Annotated in this window: 14 protein-coding genes and 1 rRNA gene; 7 read left to right on the forward strand and 8 right to left on the reverse strand. The window is 50.8% G+C overall.

The annotated features are described in order from the left end of the window. Positions 1-5: 5 nt before the first annotated feature. Positions 6-121 (forward strand): 5S ribosomal RNA (gene rrf / locus XMG48_RS00005). A 159-nt stretch (positions 122-280) separates the two neighbouring features. Here the strand turns inward: rrf and XMG48_RS00010 are convergent. Then, entirely contained in the window at positions 281-436 is a 156-nt protein-coding gene (locus tag XMG48_RS00010; RefSeq protein ID WP_173480021.1) for a hypothetical protein, read from the reverse strand. 78 nt (positions 437-514) lie between these two features. Beyond that, the gene (locus XMG48_RS00015) at positions 515-1,423 is read right to left on the reverse strand and encodes a dienelactone hydrolase family protein (protein ID WP_173480022.1); all 909 of its coding nucleotides are present in this window, start codon (positions 1,421-1,423) and stop codon (positions 515-517) included. Between the two features lie 191 nt (positions 1,424-1,614). Between XMG48_RS00015 and XMG48_RS00020 the strand changes: the two genes are divergently transcribed. Next, positions 1,615-2,112 (forward strand): hypothetical protein, encoded by a 498-nt coding sequence (locus XMG48_RS00020; protein ID WP_173480023.1) that lies wholly within the window; start codon positions 1,615-1,617, stop codon positions 2,110-2,112. Between the two features lie 35 nt (positions 2,113-2,147). Next, positions 2,148-2,921, forward strand: a complete 774-nt coding sequence (locus tag XMG48_RS00025; RefSeq protein WP_173480024.1) for a sulfite exporter TauE/SafE family protein — start codon at positions 2,148-2,150, stop codon at positions 2,919-2,921. Here the strand turns inward: XMG48_RS00025 and XMG48_RS00030 are convergent. The 3 genes from XMG48_RS00030 to ssb form a co-directional block, all read right to left on the reverse strand. After that, positions 2,910-3,518 (reverse strand): LysE family translocator, encoded by a 609-nt coding sequence (locus tag XMG48_RS00030; RefSeq protein ID WP_173480025.1) that lies wholly within the window; start codon positions 3,516-3,518, stop codon positions 2,910-2,912. The genes XMG48_RS00025 and XMG48_RS00030 overlap by 12 nt on opposite strands. Before the next feature lie 8 nt (positions 3,519-3,526). Further along, entirely contained in the window at positions 3,527-4,153 is a 627-nt protein-coding gene (locus XMG48_RS00035; protein WP_173480026.1) for a LysE/ArgO family amino acid transporter, read from the reverse strand. Between the two features lie 69 nt (positions 4,154-4,222). Continuing rightward, on the reverse strand, positions 4,223-4,738 hold the full coding sequence (gene ssb, locus XMG48_RS00040) for a single-stranded DNA-binding protein (RefSeq protein WP_173480027.1): 516 nt from the start codon (positions 4,736-4,738) through the stop codon (positions 4,223-4,225). 141 nt (positions 4,739-4,879) lie between these two features. On the opposite strand from ssb, the gene uvrA reads away from it, so the two are divergent. Beyond that, positions 4,880-7,702 (forward strand): excinuclease ABC subunit UvrA, encoded by a 2,823-nt coding sequence (uvrA, locus tag XMG48_RS00045; RefSeq protein WP_173480028.1) that lies wholly within the window; start codon positions 4,880-4,882, stop codon positions 7,700-7,702. A gap of 61 nt (positions 7,703-7,763) precedes the next feature. On the opposite strand, the gene ilvD is transcribed toward uvrA, so the two are convergent. Further along, positions 7,764-9,596 carry a dihydroxy-acid dehydratase gene (gene ilvD, locus XMG48_RS00050; RefSeq protein ID WP_173480029.1) on the reverse strand — a complete coding sequence of 611 codons (1,833 nt, stop codon included), beginning with the start codon at positions 9,594-9,596 and terminating at the stop codon, positions 7,764-7,766. A gap of 188 nt (positions 9,597-9,784) precedes the next feature. Here ilvD and XMG48_RS00055 point away from each other — a divergent pair, with 188 nt between their 5' ends. Genes XMG48_RS00055 through XMG48_RS00065 form a run of 3 tightly spaced genes read left to right on the forward strand, consistent with a single transcriptional unit; the run spans position 9,785 to position 12,328 of the window. Beyond that, positions 9,785-10,279 carry a PepSY domain-containing protein gene (locus XMG48_RS00055; protein ID WP_173480030.1) on the forward strand — a complete coding sequence of 165 codons (495 nt, stop codon included), beginning with the start codon at positions 9,785-9,787 and terminating at the stop codon, positions 10,277-10,279. Then, a complete protein-coding gene (locus tag XMG48_RS00060) occupies positions 10,276-10,956 on the forward strand; it encodes a response regulator transcription factor (RefSeq protein WP_173480031.1) in 681 nt (226 codons plus the stop codon). Before XMG48_RS00055 ends, XMG48_RS00060 begins: the two co-directional genes overlap by 4 nt. Beyond that, the gene (locus XMG48_RS00065; protein ID WP_254442888.1) at positions 10,934-12,328 is read left to right on the forward strand and encodes an ATP-binding protein; all 1,395 of its coding nucleotides are present in this window, start codon (positions 10,934-10,936) and stop codon (positions 12,326-12,328) included. The genes XMG48_RS00060 and XMG48_RS00065 overlap by 23 nt, the downstream gene beginning before the upstream one ends. Here the strand turns inward: XMG48_RS00065 and argA are convergent, their stop codons facing one another. Together argA and argE are read right to left on the reverse strand one after the other, a co-directional pair. Further along, entirely contained in the window at positions 12,329-13,666 is a 1,338-nt protein-coding gene (gene argA / locus XMG48_RS00070) for an amino-acid N-acetyltransferase (RefSeq protein WP_173480032.1), read from the reverse strand. A gap of 2 nt (positions 13,667-13,668) precedes the next feature. After that, positions 13,669-14,823, reverse strand: a complete 1,155-nt coding sequence (gene argE, locus XMG48_RS00075; protein ID WP_173480033.1) for an acetylornithine deacetylase — start codon at positions 14,821-14,823, stop codon at positions 13,669-13,671. Positions 14,824-14,896: the final 73 nt, after the last annotated feature.

Genomic DNA, 14,896 nt, shown 5'->3' on the forward strand with positions numbered 1-14,896 from the left:
TTTTGCCTGGTGACAATAGAGACGTGGAACCACCTGATCCCTTACCGAACTCAGTCGTGAAACGCGTCATCGCCGATGGTAGTGTGGGGTTTCCCCATGTGAGAGTAGGTCATTGCCAGGCACCTAACATAGAAAAAGGGTCATCCGTTCGGATGACCCTTTTTTTATGTTTGGAGCAAGGAGACTTCTGAGCGAATGCCCATGTGACAACCCATGCCCCAACGGGGCGGGGTTGAGGCGCTGCAAGCGTCGCGAAGCGATGACGAGCAACGCTCGGCACCTATTGTAGGTCATTGAGAGCTTCGTAAAGGATCTCTGCCAAATCCATCGCGGCCTTTGCAAGACCGCTCCAACGTTTTAACAGAATCTCTGCCAACGGATAGAGCGGATGACAGGCTGAAGGCCAGTCACCGTAGCTTCGTAGTGAGTTAAGCACACCAGTGACTGGCTTTAGCCTGTCATCTGCTCTCCAATTACGCGCCCAACCTTCCCGGCCTTCGCAAGACCGCTCCAACTACCCTCTCAAATGCTCTGCAAAGAACGCCAAGGTTCTCTCCCAAGCCAGCTCTGCTTCAGCTTCGCTGTAGCGTGCAGTCGAGTCGTTGTGGAAGCCGTGGTTCACTCCTGCGTAGGTGTGAGCGGTATAAGTTTTACCTAGCTTATCCAATATAGGCTGGTAGTCGACCCAGGTTCCATTCACGCGCTTATCCAGTTCTGCAAAGTGGAACTGTAATGGAGCAGTGATCTTCTCAAATCCGTCTTCAGCAGGCGTTCCATAGAAGGGAACACCGGCGTTCAAATCTGATCCTAGATCGATCGCTAGTTGATTGACTAGGTAGCCACCAAAGCAGAATCCAACCATACCCAGTTTGCCACTGCTGAACTCGTGATTCTTAATAAACTGAGCGGCTGCAATGAAGTCTGCAACGATTTTGCTTCGCTCTAACGTACGCTGCATTGCGCGGCCTTCGTCATCGTTGCCTGGGTAACCACCCAATGGATAGAGAGCATCGGGTGCAAAGGCGATATAGCCTGCTTTGGCCAGACGTCTAGCGACGTCCTCGATGTATGGATTCAAACCACGGTTCTCGTGGGCAACCAGTACGGTCGGCGCATCATTCATCTCATCGACCCCTGCTGGAACAACTAGGTATCCGCGCCCTTTTCCATGGCCTTCAGGCGACTCGAACTCTACATATCTCCCTTTGATTTCGGGATCATTGAATGAGACCTGTTCCGCCAGGGCGTAGTTTGGTGTCAGTGCTGTCGTCATTGCGCCAAGGGTTAATCCTGCAATGCCTAAAGTGCCTAAGCGCGCTAGGAAGGTGCGTCGGTCAATATCACCGTGTGCATATTCGTCGTACCAATCAAACGCGACCTGAGGAATGGTCAGCGGGGTTTGTTCTTTTTGTTGCATATCCATGGTTGCACTCCTGTGCTGATGATTTACAGATACTCTTTTGCCTATGCGTCGGTTTCTTACTACTGGAGCAAACTCTATAATGAGTCTCTTATTTATAGCTTAGGATTTTGAAATGCGCCTAATGATATTTTTATTAACGGCCCTGCTTGTGTCGGGCTGCGTGCCATTCGTTCCGTTTATCTAATTCTAATATGCCATCAGATTTCACTATTAATCGCTTCACCACCGAGTTCTCACCGTCTGAGGACCGAATTCGAATGGTGGTCGAAGAGAGTCAGCAGCAAACGATTGTCATTTGGCTAACGCGTCGTCTTTTGGTGCGACTCATTGGGGCGATGGTTAAAGCGATTGAATCAGAGACAGTGGGGCGTCCTGAGTCGGATACTCTTCAATCATTTACTCAATACCGTGCTCAACAAGCTCAGGTCGAAGAGGCACCTGTTAAGGCGATAGAGGGCAGTTCTGAGTGGTTAATCAATCGTGTTGATCTGAATGTCTCGCATGAGCGACTGACGTTAAAGCTATTCTGTGATGAGGAGTGTGCCACTCTTGCCATGCCTCGTGTTAATGCTCGTCAGTGGCTGAATATTATGCACCGGCTATTTGAGGTCGCTGAGTGGCACTATGATAAATGGCCTAGTTGGCTTCAGCAGTCCCCCTCAGTGACTCAGCCGGCCCTGGTCCATTAAGACCGCGTCAAAATTCCATTAACAGTTTATTTACTATGCTCGCATCCATTAACGCCCTGCTACCCGATTTGCTGACCGTATCAGAATCTTGGTTTCTAATTGTGCTTTCAGGCTTTACCTCGCTGCTAACGGCAACGCTTGGCATTGGTGGCGGCGCGCTGTTGCTAGCGGTCTTGGCGCAGATAATGCCGCTTGCTGCACTGATTCCGGTGCATGGATTGGTCCAATTTGGCTCTAATTTTAATCGTGCACTGCTGACTTGGCGCCATATTGATCGTCCATTGATCGCTCAATTTATGGCGGGTGCCGTCATAGGAGCGGTGATTGCGTCGTTCATCGTCGTTCAGTTGCCCCTGACGTGGATTCAAATTGCGGTTGGCCTATTTATATTATGGATCGTTTGGGGGCCTAAACCGAAAGGGGGTGGTCTCTCTCCAAAAGGGGCAGTTGTAGCAGGTGGGTTAACCACGATTATCTCGATGTTTGTTGGAGCAACCGGCCCTTTAGTCGGAGGGCTTGTCTACCGCACTGGAGCGGATAAGCTATCGAAAGTAGCGACAATGGCCGCTGCATTGACGGGGCAACATCTATTAAAGGGTGTTGTGTTCGCGTTTGTTGGATTCTCATTCCTTGAGTGGCTGCCCCTCATCGCACTAATGATTCTATCGGGCGCAATAGGCACTTGGGTCGGGCTCAACATTCTGCATAAGATCTCTTCTGATCTCTTTAATCAGCTGTTTCGACTGGTCATTACTCTGCTTGCGCTGCGATTACTGTGGCAGGGGGTCGAATCGTTTTTATGGCATTAACACCAAACCAGCCGCGGCCGTTAATGCTGTTGCGGTGAAACGTGCCAACCATTTAGTGTTTGACTCATCAGCGAGCTTTTTCTGCAACCAGCGGCCACCCGATGCATAAGCAATTAACGCACCGATCTCTATCACAATAAAGGTTCCGCCCATGACAGTAACCTGCTCGGCGATATTGGCTGTTGGATCCATAAATTGTGGAAAGAAGGCGGTGAAGATCAGGATCAACTTAGGGTTGGTTGAGGCGACGATCGCTTCTGATCGAGCCATCTCCCAGATTTTTGTCTCTTGTGCATCGACACTGTTCAGGTTGACCTGTGCACGGAGTGATTGCCAGGCCATGTAGAGCAAGTAAGCGGCACCGATTAGCTTCATAACAAAGAAAGCGTGTTCGCTTAGTGCAAGCAGCGCTTCTAGGCCATAAGCAAGCAGAACCAGCATCACCACCATGACGGGTAGACGCGCAAGACCGGCAACTGATGCAGCAAAGAGTGAAGTGCGTGTCCCATGTATCAGTGCTATCAGGTTATTGGGACCAGGGAAAAAGTTCATCCCGATACAGGCTGGAAGGAATATCCACCATTGAGCTTCGTTCATATCTCTCCCTATTTCCCTAAAGAGTCGGTTAACAGCAGGTAAGCTATTGTCCACATAGTAAGGGCTACGAGGCAATCTAATACGCGCCAAGCCAGTGGATTGGCAAACAGAGGTGTAAGCGCTCTCGCACCGTAGCTAATGGTTAAAAACCAGAGCAGAGAGAAACTGGATGCACCGGCTGCAAACCAATAAGTGTCTAGGCTGTCATAACGCCCTGCAATGCTGCCCAGTAGTACCACAGTATCTAGGTAGACATGGGGGTTAAGCAGGCTTAAGGCTGCGGTTGCCATCAATGCTGTAGAGAGGCTGCTAAAACCTGCGCTTTTATTAGCTTGTAGAGTGTTGCTTTTGAGTGCCGACAACCCTGCTTTGCATCCATAGAGTATCAAAAAGGCAGCACCGCCCCAGGTAACCAAGGTTAAAAATAGCTCGGAGCGATTGATTAAAGCACCCATGCCAGCGGCACCCGCAAAAATTAACAGGGTATCGATCAATGCGCAGGTGAGGGCAATCTGCCAAAAGTAGTGCCGCTTAACTCCTTGGGTTAATACAAAGGCATTTTGAGCACCAATCGCAGCGATTAAGCTCGCTCCGGTAATGGCACCTGTAATGTAAGCAGTCGGTAGCAATGTCATAGTCGGTCCAAACCAAAAGAAGCCACGGAGTTCGTGGCTTCTTGATGGCTATCCTATCTAAGCGATCGCTTAGAACGGGATGTCATCATCAAAGTCATCAAACGCAGGAGGCTGCTGTTGCGGGGCTTGTTGTTGCGGCGCCTGCTGAGGCGCTTGTTGACGCGGTGCACTTTGCTGAGGTTGTTGGTTGTAACCCATATCGCCGCCCTGCTGTTGGTAACCGCCGCCCATGTTGTCGCCACCGCCATTTCGGCCATCTAGCATCTGCATTTCGCTCGCTACGATTTCAGTAGTGTAGCGATCTTGGCCATCTTGACCCTGCCATTTACGGGTACGCAGTGCGCCTTCAACGTAGACTTTTGAACCTTTGCGAAGGTACTCACCAGCGATCTCAGCAAGGCGGTTAAAGAATACAATGCGGTGCCACTCGGTACGTTCGTTCATTTGCCCCGTGTTCTTGTCTTTCCAAGAGTCACTGGTTGCCAGTGTGATGTTGGTCACCGCACCACCGTTTGGCATGTAACGAGTCTCTGGGTCACCACCAATGTTACCCACTAGAATTACTTTATTAATACCGCGTGCCATTCTTATCTCCGCACAAAAACTTTAATCAATTTAGGTTACTTTAACAGATCAAAAGCGGCGATTCAGCCGTAATTGCAATCTACTTATCTGTCGTATTGAACTGCATGATATAGTACTCGTTTTTTCACGGCCGGAGCAGTAATGGACACAATTCTGGTACGCGGTGCGCGCACCCATAACCTTAAAGGGATCGATCTAGAGATACCCCGCGATAAGTTAGTCGTAGTGACCGGTCTATCGGGATCTGGTAAGTCCTCACTTGCCTTCGATACGCTCTATGCTGAGGGACAGCGACGTTATGTCGAGTCACTCTCTACCTACGCGCGTCAGTTCCTATCGATGATGGAAAAACCCGAGGTGGACCACATTGAAGGTCTCTCGCCGGCCATCTCTATTGAGCAGAAGTCGACCTCCCACAACCCGCGTTCAACGGTCGGTACCATTACTGAGATCTATGACTACCTGCGCCTTCTTTACGCTCGTGCGGGTGAACCGCGTTGTCCTGATCATGATCTACCTCTAAAGGCGCAAACTATCAGTCAGATGGTCGACCAAGTGTTGGCACTGCCAGAGGGGTCTAAACTGATGCTACTGGCACCTGTTGTGCAGGATCGTAAAGGCGAGCATCTGCACACTTTGAATGAGTTAAGAGCCCAAGGCTTTGTTCGAGCTCGTATTGATGGCACGGTTGTTGATTTAGATGATGTCCCGGCGCTCGATAAGAACAAGAAGCACCGTATTGATGTGGTCGTAGATCGTTTTAAAGTGCGATCTGACCTACAGCAACGTCTTGCTGAGTCGTTTGAAACCGCCATCAATCTTACCGACGGTCTGGCAACGGTTGATTGGATGGATGAGGGTGCGGGCGAAGAGATGATCTTCTCTGCGCGTTTTGCTTGTCCTAAGTGTGGGCACTCCATTCAAGAGCTAGAGCCGCGCCTCTTCTCTTTCAACAACCCACACGGCGCTTGCCCAAGCTGCGATGGTTTGGGGGTTAAGCAGTATTTTGATCCCAACAAGGTTGTTCAAGATAACACTCTGACGCTCTCTGAAGGGGCAATTCGTGGTTGGGATCGACGCACGCTTTACTATTTCCAACAGCTTAAAGCAGTTGCCGAACACTACGGCTTTGATATCGATACGCCGTTTAAGGATCTGTCTAAAAAGCATCAAGAGGTGATCCTCTATGGCAGCGGTACTGAGACAGTACCATTCCGCTACCTGAATGATCGTGGCGATATCGTCTCTAAATCACACGCTTTTGAAGGGGTTATTAATAACCTTGAGCGTCGTTATAAAGAGACTGAGTCAGACATGGTGCGTGATGACTTAGCGAAGTACATCAACATGCAGCCTTGTCCGAGTTGTTCTGGCAGTCGTCTGCGTCGTGAAGCGCGTCACGTATTCATCGATGACAAGACACTGCCAGAGCTTGTACGTTACCCCATTGGTTCAGCATTGGACTACTTCAATGGCTTGAAGCTAGAGGGAAAACAGGGCGAGATCGCAGAGAAAGTGCTGAAAGAGATCCGTGAACGACTCAGCTTCCTTGTCAATGTCGGACTTGATTACCTCTCTCTAGAGCGCAGTGCAGAGACTCTATCAGGCGGCGAAGCTCAGCGTATTCGTCTGGCCAGTCAGATTGGTGCCGGTCTAGTCGGTGTGATGTACATCCTAGATGAGCCCTCTATCGGTCTGCACCAACGCGATAATGAGCGTCTTTTGAAGACGCTTGAGCATCTACGCGACCTGGGTAATACCGTGATTGTCGTTGAGCACGACGAGGATGCGATCCGCCAAGCTGATCATATTATTGATATTGGTCCTGGTGCCGGTGTACACGGTGGCGAGGTTGTTGGTTCTGGAAGCTATGAGGATATCGTTAACAGTGAGCGCTCACTTACTGGTCAATACCTCTCCGGCAAGCGTGCCATTGAGGTGCCCAAGCAGCGCCATGAGCGTGATCCTAAGAAGTCGCTCAAACTGTTTGGGGCCTCTGGTAACAATCTGCAAAACGTCGACCTAGAGATTCCGGTTGGCCTGTTTACCTGTATCACCGGTGTATCGGGCTCTGGTAAGTCGACACTAATTAATAATACGCTCTACCCGATTGCGGCAACGGAACTGAATAACGCGACGACCTTAACGCCAGCTCCGTATAAAAAGGTGGTCGGTATGGACCACTTCGATAAGGTAATCGATATCGATCAGAGTCCAATCGGTCGTACCCCTCGTTCAAACCCTGCAACCTATACCGGTATCTTTACTCAGGTACGCGAACTGTTTGCCGGTACCCAAGAGGCTCGTTCACGTGGCTACAAACCAGGACGATTCAGCTTCAACGTCAAAGGCGGACGTTGTGAAGCCTGTCAGGGTGATGGCGTTATTAAGGTAGAGATGCACTTCCTACCGGATGTGTACGTGCCTTGTGATGTCTGTAAAGGGAAGCGTTACAACCGCGAAACTCTGGAAGTTCAGTACAAGGGTAAAAATATTCATGAGGTGCTGGACCAAACGGTTGAGGACGCACGAGAGTTCTTCGATGCTATCCCTGCCTTGGCTCGCAGATTACAGACCCTGATCGATGTCGGCTTGAGTTACATCCGATTAGGCCAAGCGGCAACGACGCTGTCCGGTGGTGAGGCGCAGCGCGTTAAGTTGGCCAAAGAGCTCTCTAAGCGGGATACAGGCAAGACGCTCTACATTCTCGATGAGCCGACGACCGGTCTGCACTTCTATGACATTGAGCAGCTGTTGACGGTCCTTAATCGTCTGCGCGATCACGGCAATACCATCGTTGTTATCGAGCACAACCTCGATGTGATTAAAACGGCGGATTGGATAGTCGATTTGGGGCCTGAAGGTGGCAGTGGCGGTGGTCGTATTGTCGCTGAAGGAACCCCTGAGCAGGTGGCTGATACTGAAGGGTCTGAGACGGGGCGTTTCTTAAAACCGATGCTCTAAACCCTACACCTACAAAAAAGCCGGCACTTCTGCCGGCTTATTTATGTCGCTTGCGATTAGATCAGTCCAGCTGACTAAGATCGCGAACGGCACCCTTATCCGCTGCCGTAACAAGCTTCGCGTAGGCTTTTAGCGCTGCAGAGACTTTACGAGGACGCTCTTTAGCAGGCTTCCATCCCGCTGCATCTTGCGCTGCGCGACGAGTCGCTAGCTCTTCATCGCTGACAAGCACGTCGATGGTGCGATTTGGAATGTCGATACGAATTATATCGCCATCTCGAACAAGACCGATGTTACCGCCACCAGCAGCTTCTGGTGAGACGTGACCGATCGATAGGCCTGAAGTACCACCCGAGAAACGACCATCAGTAAGAAGAGCACAGGCTTTACCTAGACCCTTAGACTTGATGTATGACGTTGGGTAGAGCATCTCTTGCATGCCTGGGCCACCCTTAGGACCTTCGTAACGAACAATGACAACGTCGCCCGCTTTGACCTGGTCGTTTAGGATATGATCAACCGCTTCGTCTTGAGATTCGGTGATGTGTGCGGGACCTTCAAACACAAGGATCGAGTCATCAACACCGGCTGTTTTCACAACACAACCATCTTGAGCTAGGTTGCCGAACAGTACAGCTAGGCCACCCTCTTGAGAGAAAGCGTGCTCTACTGAACGGATACAACCCTCGGCGCGATCCCCATCAAGAGATGGCCAGCGCGTCGATTGAGAGAAGGCTTGTTGAGTTGGAATGCCGGCAGGACCCGCTTTGTAGAACTCAACGACTTCCGGTGTTGGATTGCGCATGATGTCCCATTTGTCGAGCACTTCAGCCATATCTTTACCAGCTACGCTTGGAACGTCGGTGTGTAATTTGCCGCCACGATCGAGCTCACCCAAAATGGCCATGATGCCACCCGCACGGTGTACATCTTCAATGTGGTATTTAGGTGTATTTGGCGCCACTTTACAGAGCTGTGGGACGACGCGTGAAAGACGATCGATGTCAGCCAATGTGAAGTCGATCTCTGCCTCTTGAGCAATCGCTAGAAGGTGAAGAATGGTATTGGTAGAACCGCCCATTGCGATATCCAGCGTGATCGCGTTTTCAAAGGCTTTGAATCCAACGCTACGAGGTAGAACGCGTTCGTTGTCATTCTCGTAGTAGTCCTTTGCCATCTCAACGATGCGGCGGCCTGCCTCTAGGAAGAGGTTTTCACGGTCAGCGTGGGTTGCCACGACCGTACCGTTACCTGGTAGAGCAAGACCTAAAGCTTCTGCCAAACAGTTCATCGAGTTGGCCGTAAACATACCAGAACAAGAACCACAGGTTGGACAGGCTGAGCGCTCAACGGCGTCTACTGTCTCATCGGAAGCCGTTGGATCGGCTGCCAGTACCATTGCATCGACTAGATCGAGTTTGTGCTCTGCTAGTTTTGTCTTGCCGGCTTCCATTGGGCCGCCGGTGACGAAGATAACAGGGATGTTCAGGCGCATAGAGGCCATCAACATTCCCGGTGTGATCTTGTCACAGTTAGAGATGCAGACAATGGCATCGGCACAGTGTGCGTTCACCATGTACTCCACTGAGTCGGCGATGATGTCACGGCTAGGTAGAGAGTAGAGCATACCGTCGTGGCCCATCGCGATGCCGTCATCGACGGCAATGGTGTTGAACTCTTTTGCAACACCGCCCGCACGTTCGATCTCACGTGCGACTAGCTGCCCCATGTCTTTTAGGTGAACGTGGCCGGGAACGAACTGAGTAAATGAGTTGGCTACGGCAATGATCGGTTTGTGAAAGTCATCATCTTTCATGCCAGTTGCACGCCAAAGCGCGCGGGCACCAGCCATATTGCGGCCAGCGGTGGATGTTTTTGAACGGTACTGTGGCATCGTCTTCTCTCTTTTGATTACGCCAAAAAATTATCCACTCAGTATATCAGATTGAACGAAATGATCAGCTTAAAGACTTGTTCGCAGGTTCCTTATTCTGAGTAGGGTTTTTTACCGATTCAGACTCAATTAATATGTGCTGAGTTATTCTAATAATCATTGTTCTATCCTCGTGTTTGGAGGAGTGTTTGAAACACTTATTTTTGTTGATGTTGAGCCCCGTGTTTTTGGGGTTTTCTGTTGCTAGTGCCGCTGATAAAGAGGCCGTGGCCGATGCGGTTACTGCTGTTGTTGAAGCAGATGTTACTTCGCCTGAAGCCGTTGCAATTCCTGAAGGTGTCATTGATCCTGTTGTCACCCCTGAGTCGACCAGTGCCGCTGAAGTGAGTGTGGCTGATGTGCAATTGCCCTTTGATCTTAAGGCTGCAGCTGATCTGGCCATCGACACATTCGGTGGTGAAGTGGTGAAAGCGGAAGAGACACCGGACGAAGCTGGACTGCTTCTTTTCACTATCCGTATTGTTAACGAAGGGCGTGTTAAAGACGTCGTTATTGATGCAGCTAATGGTGACATTATTAAGCCTCTTGAAGAGCCGCTTGCTGCAGAAGCTGAATCGGATACGGTAACCGAGGATGTTCCTGTAAGCGAGAAAGCTCCTTTAAGTGAGGAGGCTGCACAGTGAAAATACTCGTCGTTGAGGACGATCCGGATCTACGTCGTCAGCTAGTCAGCGGTCTATCGGGTCGTGCTTATACTGTAGAAGATTGCGGTGATGGTAACGAAGCGCTCTACCAGGGCAGTGAGTTTGAATACGATCTTGCGATTGTCGATATTGGCCTACCCGGCATGTCAGGCCTTGATGTTATTCGAGGCTGGCGTAAAGCGCAGAGACAGTTTCCTATTTTGATTCTTACGGCACGCGGTGATTGGCAGGATAAGGTAGAGGGGTTAGAAGCGGGCGCTGACGATTACCTTGTTAAACCTTTTCACATGGAAGAGCTGAATGCGCGCGTGAATGCACTGCTTCGTCGTGCAGCTGGTCACGCCTCCCCGCAGATGACCTTTGGCCCCATTACTTTGGATACGGTCGCACGTGCCGTATTTGTTAATGGCTCAGAAATTAAACTGACCAGCTATGAATACCGCACATTGGAGTACCTAATGGTGCACGCCGGTAAGACAATCTCTAAAGCTGAGTTGACTGAGCATCTTTACCATCAAGATTACGATCGCGACTCCAATGTGTTGGAAGTGTTTGTTCGTCGTCTTCGTCAAAAACTGGATCCTGATCAGACCTTGCATCCGATCATGACCGTCCGAGGTCTAGGCTATCGTTTTGCTCTGGAAGCCTCTGAATAAGTTCTTTTCGGGCATCAAATGGGTGCCCGGATCTCTGCAGACTCGACTCCTTTGGGCGTCGATTGTGCTGCTCCCTATTCTGATTATTTTCGCCGGTGCAGCACTGCAGAACGCCTACGAGAGCAGTCTGTTTGCATCGGAGCGCTCCCAAGCGCAACTGCAAACCTATGGTATTTTGGGGTCCGCTGATCTGGTGGAGGGGGAGCTCGTCCTACCACGCCGCCTTCAAGAGCCGCGTTTCAGTCAGGTCCAATCTGGATTATCAGGGCTGGTGTTCGATGCTCAAGGTCTATTGCGTTGGCAGTCTGAGTCGAGTGCACTGCTCGAAGAGCAGTTTCTCATTCAGGTTTCAACCATCCAGCCGGAGCCGGGCAGTAGTCGATTTCAGCACTTAAAAGATCAAGGATTCTACCTCTACGTCTACCCACTGGTTTGGGAGATTGAAGAGAAGGAGTTTCGTTACACCATCGCGATAGTGAGTTCAGATGCGGCCGCGATGGAAGAGCTGCTAGCCTTCCAACGCCAGTTGTGGGGTTGGTTATTAGCGGTCTACTTGCTGGCTCTTTTGCTGCAGTTCTTTATTCTTCGTTGGGGTCTGAAACCCTTGGATGATCTTGCGGACGACCTCTCTATGATTGAGCAGGGTGATGCGGAGAAGCTTGAAGGTGTCTATCCCTATGAGGTGGAGCGTATTACCAAGAACTTGAACCGCCTGATCGAATCCGAGCGCTCGCAACGAGAGCGCTACCGCAACACCCTAGGCGACCTTGCACACAGTCTTAAAACACCACTGGCAGTGATTCGTGGTGCCGGAGAAGAGCAACACTCGCAATCGAGCTATAAACGCTTGGTTGAAGAGCAGAGTGATCGCATGACTCAGATTGTGCAGTATCAATTGAGCCGTGCGGTGAAGTCTAAAGAGCAGGCTATGACAGGCGCCACCAGCCTGCTGTTGTCGGTCGATCGTATTGTTAATGCACTTGGCCGGGTCTATGCCGCAAAAGAGATCGATGTCGAGCGTGAAGGGTTAAATCATTTCTTCGCGGGTGATGAACGAGATCTGATGGAGATGCTGGGTAATCTGATTGAGAACGCCTTTAAGTATTGTGATCATCAGGTTCGTCTCTCTGCGACGCAAGAGCAGCAGTGGTTAGAGATTGTTATAGAGAATGATGGCCAAGCTATCTCGACAGAGGAACATCAGGTTGTCATTGAACGAGGTGCTCGTCTCGACACCTCTCGACCTGGTCAGGGCATAGGTTTAGCCGTTGTGACGGATATTGTCAGCAGTTACAACGGGGGTATCGAAATAGCGCAGTCGGAGCTTGGCGGAGCCCAGATTAGACTCCGCCTTCCGGCTGGTGAGGAGTGATTACTCCAAGATTTTAAAGAAGACTTTTGAGTTTCTTTGAAAGTTATAGAGCGCCTGACGTTCAGTGGGTAGTGCGCTTAAATCGCGCTCTACAAAGCCTCTCTCCAAGAACCAGTGTGCGGTTCTTGTTGTCAGTACAAACAACTCTTTAAGGCCAATGGCTTTAGCTCGCTCAGTAATGTGCTCAAGCAGACTATCACCACGTTCACCACCACGATACTCATCACTGACGGCTATTCCGGCAAGCTCACCAACGCCCTCTTCATGGAAGGGGTAGAGGGCGGCACAGCCAATGATCGCATTATCTCGTTCAATGACAGAGAAGCGCTCAATTTCAGATTCGAGCAGCTCTCTAGAGCGGCGCACCAACACACCGGCCTGCTCTAGAGGGGCGATAAGATCAATCAGACCGCCGACATCATCGATGCTCGCTTCCCTGACCTGCTCATAGGAGTGGCGGCTGACCATTGTGCCGTAACCGTCTCGGGTGAACAGTTCCGTTAGCAGTGCACCATCCTCTTGGTAGCTCACTAGGTGACAACGTGGCACACCACGCTCACAAGCATCGGCCGCGGCACCAAGCAGACAAGCGATCTCGGAGTGTGGTTGAGTCGGGTCATCAATATTCGCTAAATAGTGCGAAACCAGACGTTTAGCCGTCGACGCGAGCAGTTCACTGCGTAACTCGCCTTGGCTATCACGTATACCCTGCTGTGCGCCAAACAGCACAAGTTTGTCGGCGTTCAATGCTGTCGCTACATTCACTGCGACCTCCTCAACCGATAGGTTGAAGATCTCTCCAGTCGGTGAGTAACCCAGGTTGGTCACCAGCACTATGTTCTCTAGGGCTAACTGCTGCTGAATCGCTTCACTGTCGACGCGACGCAGCTCGCCGGTTAATCCCATGTCCACGCCATCAAGAACACCCAGCGGTTTAGCCATAACAAAGTTGCCACTAACAACACGTATTTTGGCGCCGTGCATCGGTGTGTTGGCAAGGCTCATAGAGAGGCGTGCTTCAAATTCGGTTCTGACATTGGCCACGGCATCAATGACATCACCCATTAGGTCGGGTGAGGTAATACGCTGATCGTGGTGCAGTCTAACCTCTTTGCCGGCAGCTTGAAGGCGTTGATCAATTTGTGGGCGCGCACCGTGCACCAGAACGAGCTTAACACCTAAGCCATTCAGCAGCGCAATGTCATGAATAATATTAGCAAAGTTGTCGCTGGCAACGGCTTCACCCGTCAGCATCATCACCATCGTTTTATCACGATGATGGTGGATGTAGGGTGATGAGTGCCTAAACCACTTCACATAGTTCGATGAGCTATCCATCGTTAACAGCCTTTCACACAGTATTGATTGATTAGATTATGCAACAGATCGAGGGTTGGAGCGAATTGATCCAGCGCTAAGAACTCATCTGGCTGGTGAGCCTGATCAATCGACCCAGGTCCGAGTACCAGTGTCTGCATCCCCATCTGCTGCAGGAAGGGCGCCTCTGTGCCAAATGCGACCGCTTCCGCTTTGTGTCCAGTGAGTCGTTCGACACATGCCACAAATTCGCTTTCGCTCTGTTCAAACGGAGGGATGCCGGGGAATAGTGAGCGAACACTCAGATCCACTCTGTGCTTCTGCTCTATCGGCTTGAGCCGATCGCTGATTAGGTTTCGCAGTCCATCCATCGACATGCCAGGTAGCGGGCGAAGGTCAAACTCCAACTCACACTGCCCACAGATCCGATTGGGATTATCACCACCGTGGATACAGCCCAAATTCATGGTCGGGACGTCGATTCTAAAGTTTGAGTTCTGATACTTAGACTGAAGCTCGCTGCGTATTGTGAGCAGCTCATTCATCACACCACTCATCGCCTCTAGCGCATTGGCCCCAAGCGATGGATCGGATGAGTGACCCGCTTGCCCCTCAATGCGAACCGCTTCCATCATCATGCCTTTATGCATTCTGATCGGTTTCAGGCTGGTCGGCTCGCCGATCAACGCAGCACGTGCTTTGGGTTTGCCCGCATCGACCAAGGCTCTTGCCCCAGACATCGAGGACTCCTCATCGGCTGTTGCGAGAATGATCAGCGGTGCTTGTAAGGGTGTATCTTTGTATTGCTTGGCGGCTTCAATCGCCAGTGCTAAAAAGCCTTTCATGTCACAGGTGCCCAGCCCATACAGTTTTTGATCACGCTCTTCGACTTTAAAAGGGTCTGATTTCCACAGCTCTGGATCACAGGGCACAGTATCGGTATGGCCAGAGAGAACGAGACCGCCAGGTCCTGTGCCCAAGGTTGCTATTAGATTGGCTTTGCCTGGGTTGTTGGGAACCGGCATCACCTCACATTGAAACCCTAGCGATTCACACCAGCTGTGCAGTAACTCAATGACGCCGAGGTTTGAGTGATCCCATTTCGGTGTGGTTGAGCTGATAGAGGGCACAGCTATCAGTGAACTGATCATCTCTATCGGCTTGGGTGGCATGGGCATGGTCGGCTCTCCATAAATATTTCATCTGACTTTATCCTGTTCCAGTGCGTTGGTCACTGATTCAGAGCTCAAA

The organism is Marinobacterium sp. xm-g-48 (assembly GCF_013282925.1).
GTDB lineage: Bacteria > Pseudomonadota > Gammaproteobacteria > Pseudomonadales > Balneatricaceae > Marinobacterium_E.

Excerpts from the sequence above, each read along its gene's own strand:
- XMG48_RS00015 (WP_173480022.1), bottom strand. The coding sequence starts at position 1,423 with ATGGATATGCAACAAAAAGAACAAACCCCGCTGACCATTCCTCAGGTC.
- XMG48_RS00020 (WP_173480023.1), top strand. The coding sequence starts at position 1,615 with ATGCCATCAGATTTCACTATTAATCGCTTCACCACCGAGTTCTCACCG.
- XMG48_RS00025 (WP_173480024.1), top strand. The coding sequence starts at position 2,148 with ATGCTCGCATCCATTAACGCCCTGCTACCCGATTTGCTGACCGTATCA.
- XMG48_RS00030 (WP_173480025.1), bottom strand. The coding sequence starts at position 3,518 with ATGAACGAAGCTCAATGGTGGATATTCCTTCCAGCCTGTATCGGGATG.
- XMG48_RS00035 (WP_173480026.1), bottom strand. The coding sequence starts at position 4,153 with ATGACATTGCTACCGACTGCTTACATTACAGGTGCCATTACCGGAGCG.
- ssb (WP_173480027.1), bottom strand. The coding sequence starts at position 4,738 with ATGGCACGCGGTATTAATAAAGTAATTCTAGTGGGTAACATTGGTGGT.
- uvrA (WP_173480028.1), top strand. The coding sequence starts at position 4,880 with ATGGACACAATTCTGGTACGCGGTGCGCGCACCCATAACCTTAAAGGG.
- ilvD (WP_173480029.1), bottom strand. The coding sequence starts at position 9,596 with ATGCCACAGTACCGTTCAAAAACATCCACCGCTGGCCGCAATATGGCT.
- argA (WP_173480032.1), bottom strand. The coding sequence starts at position 13,666 with ATGGATAGCTCATCGAACTATGTGAAGTGGTTTAGGCACTCATCACCC.
- argE (WP_173480033.1), bottom strand. The coding sequence starts at position 14,823 with ATGCCCATGCCACCCAAGCCGATAGAGATGATCAGTTCACTGATAGCT.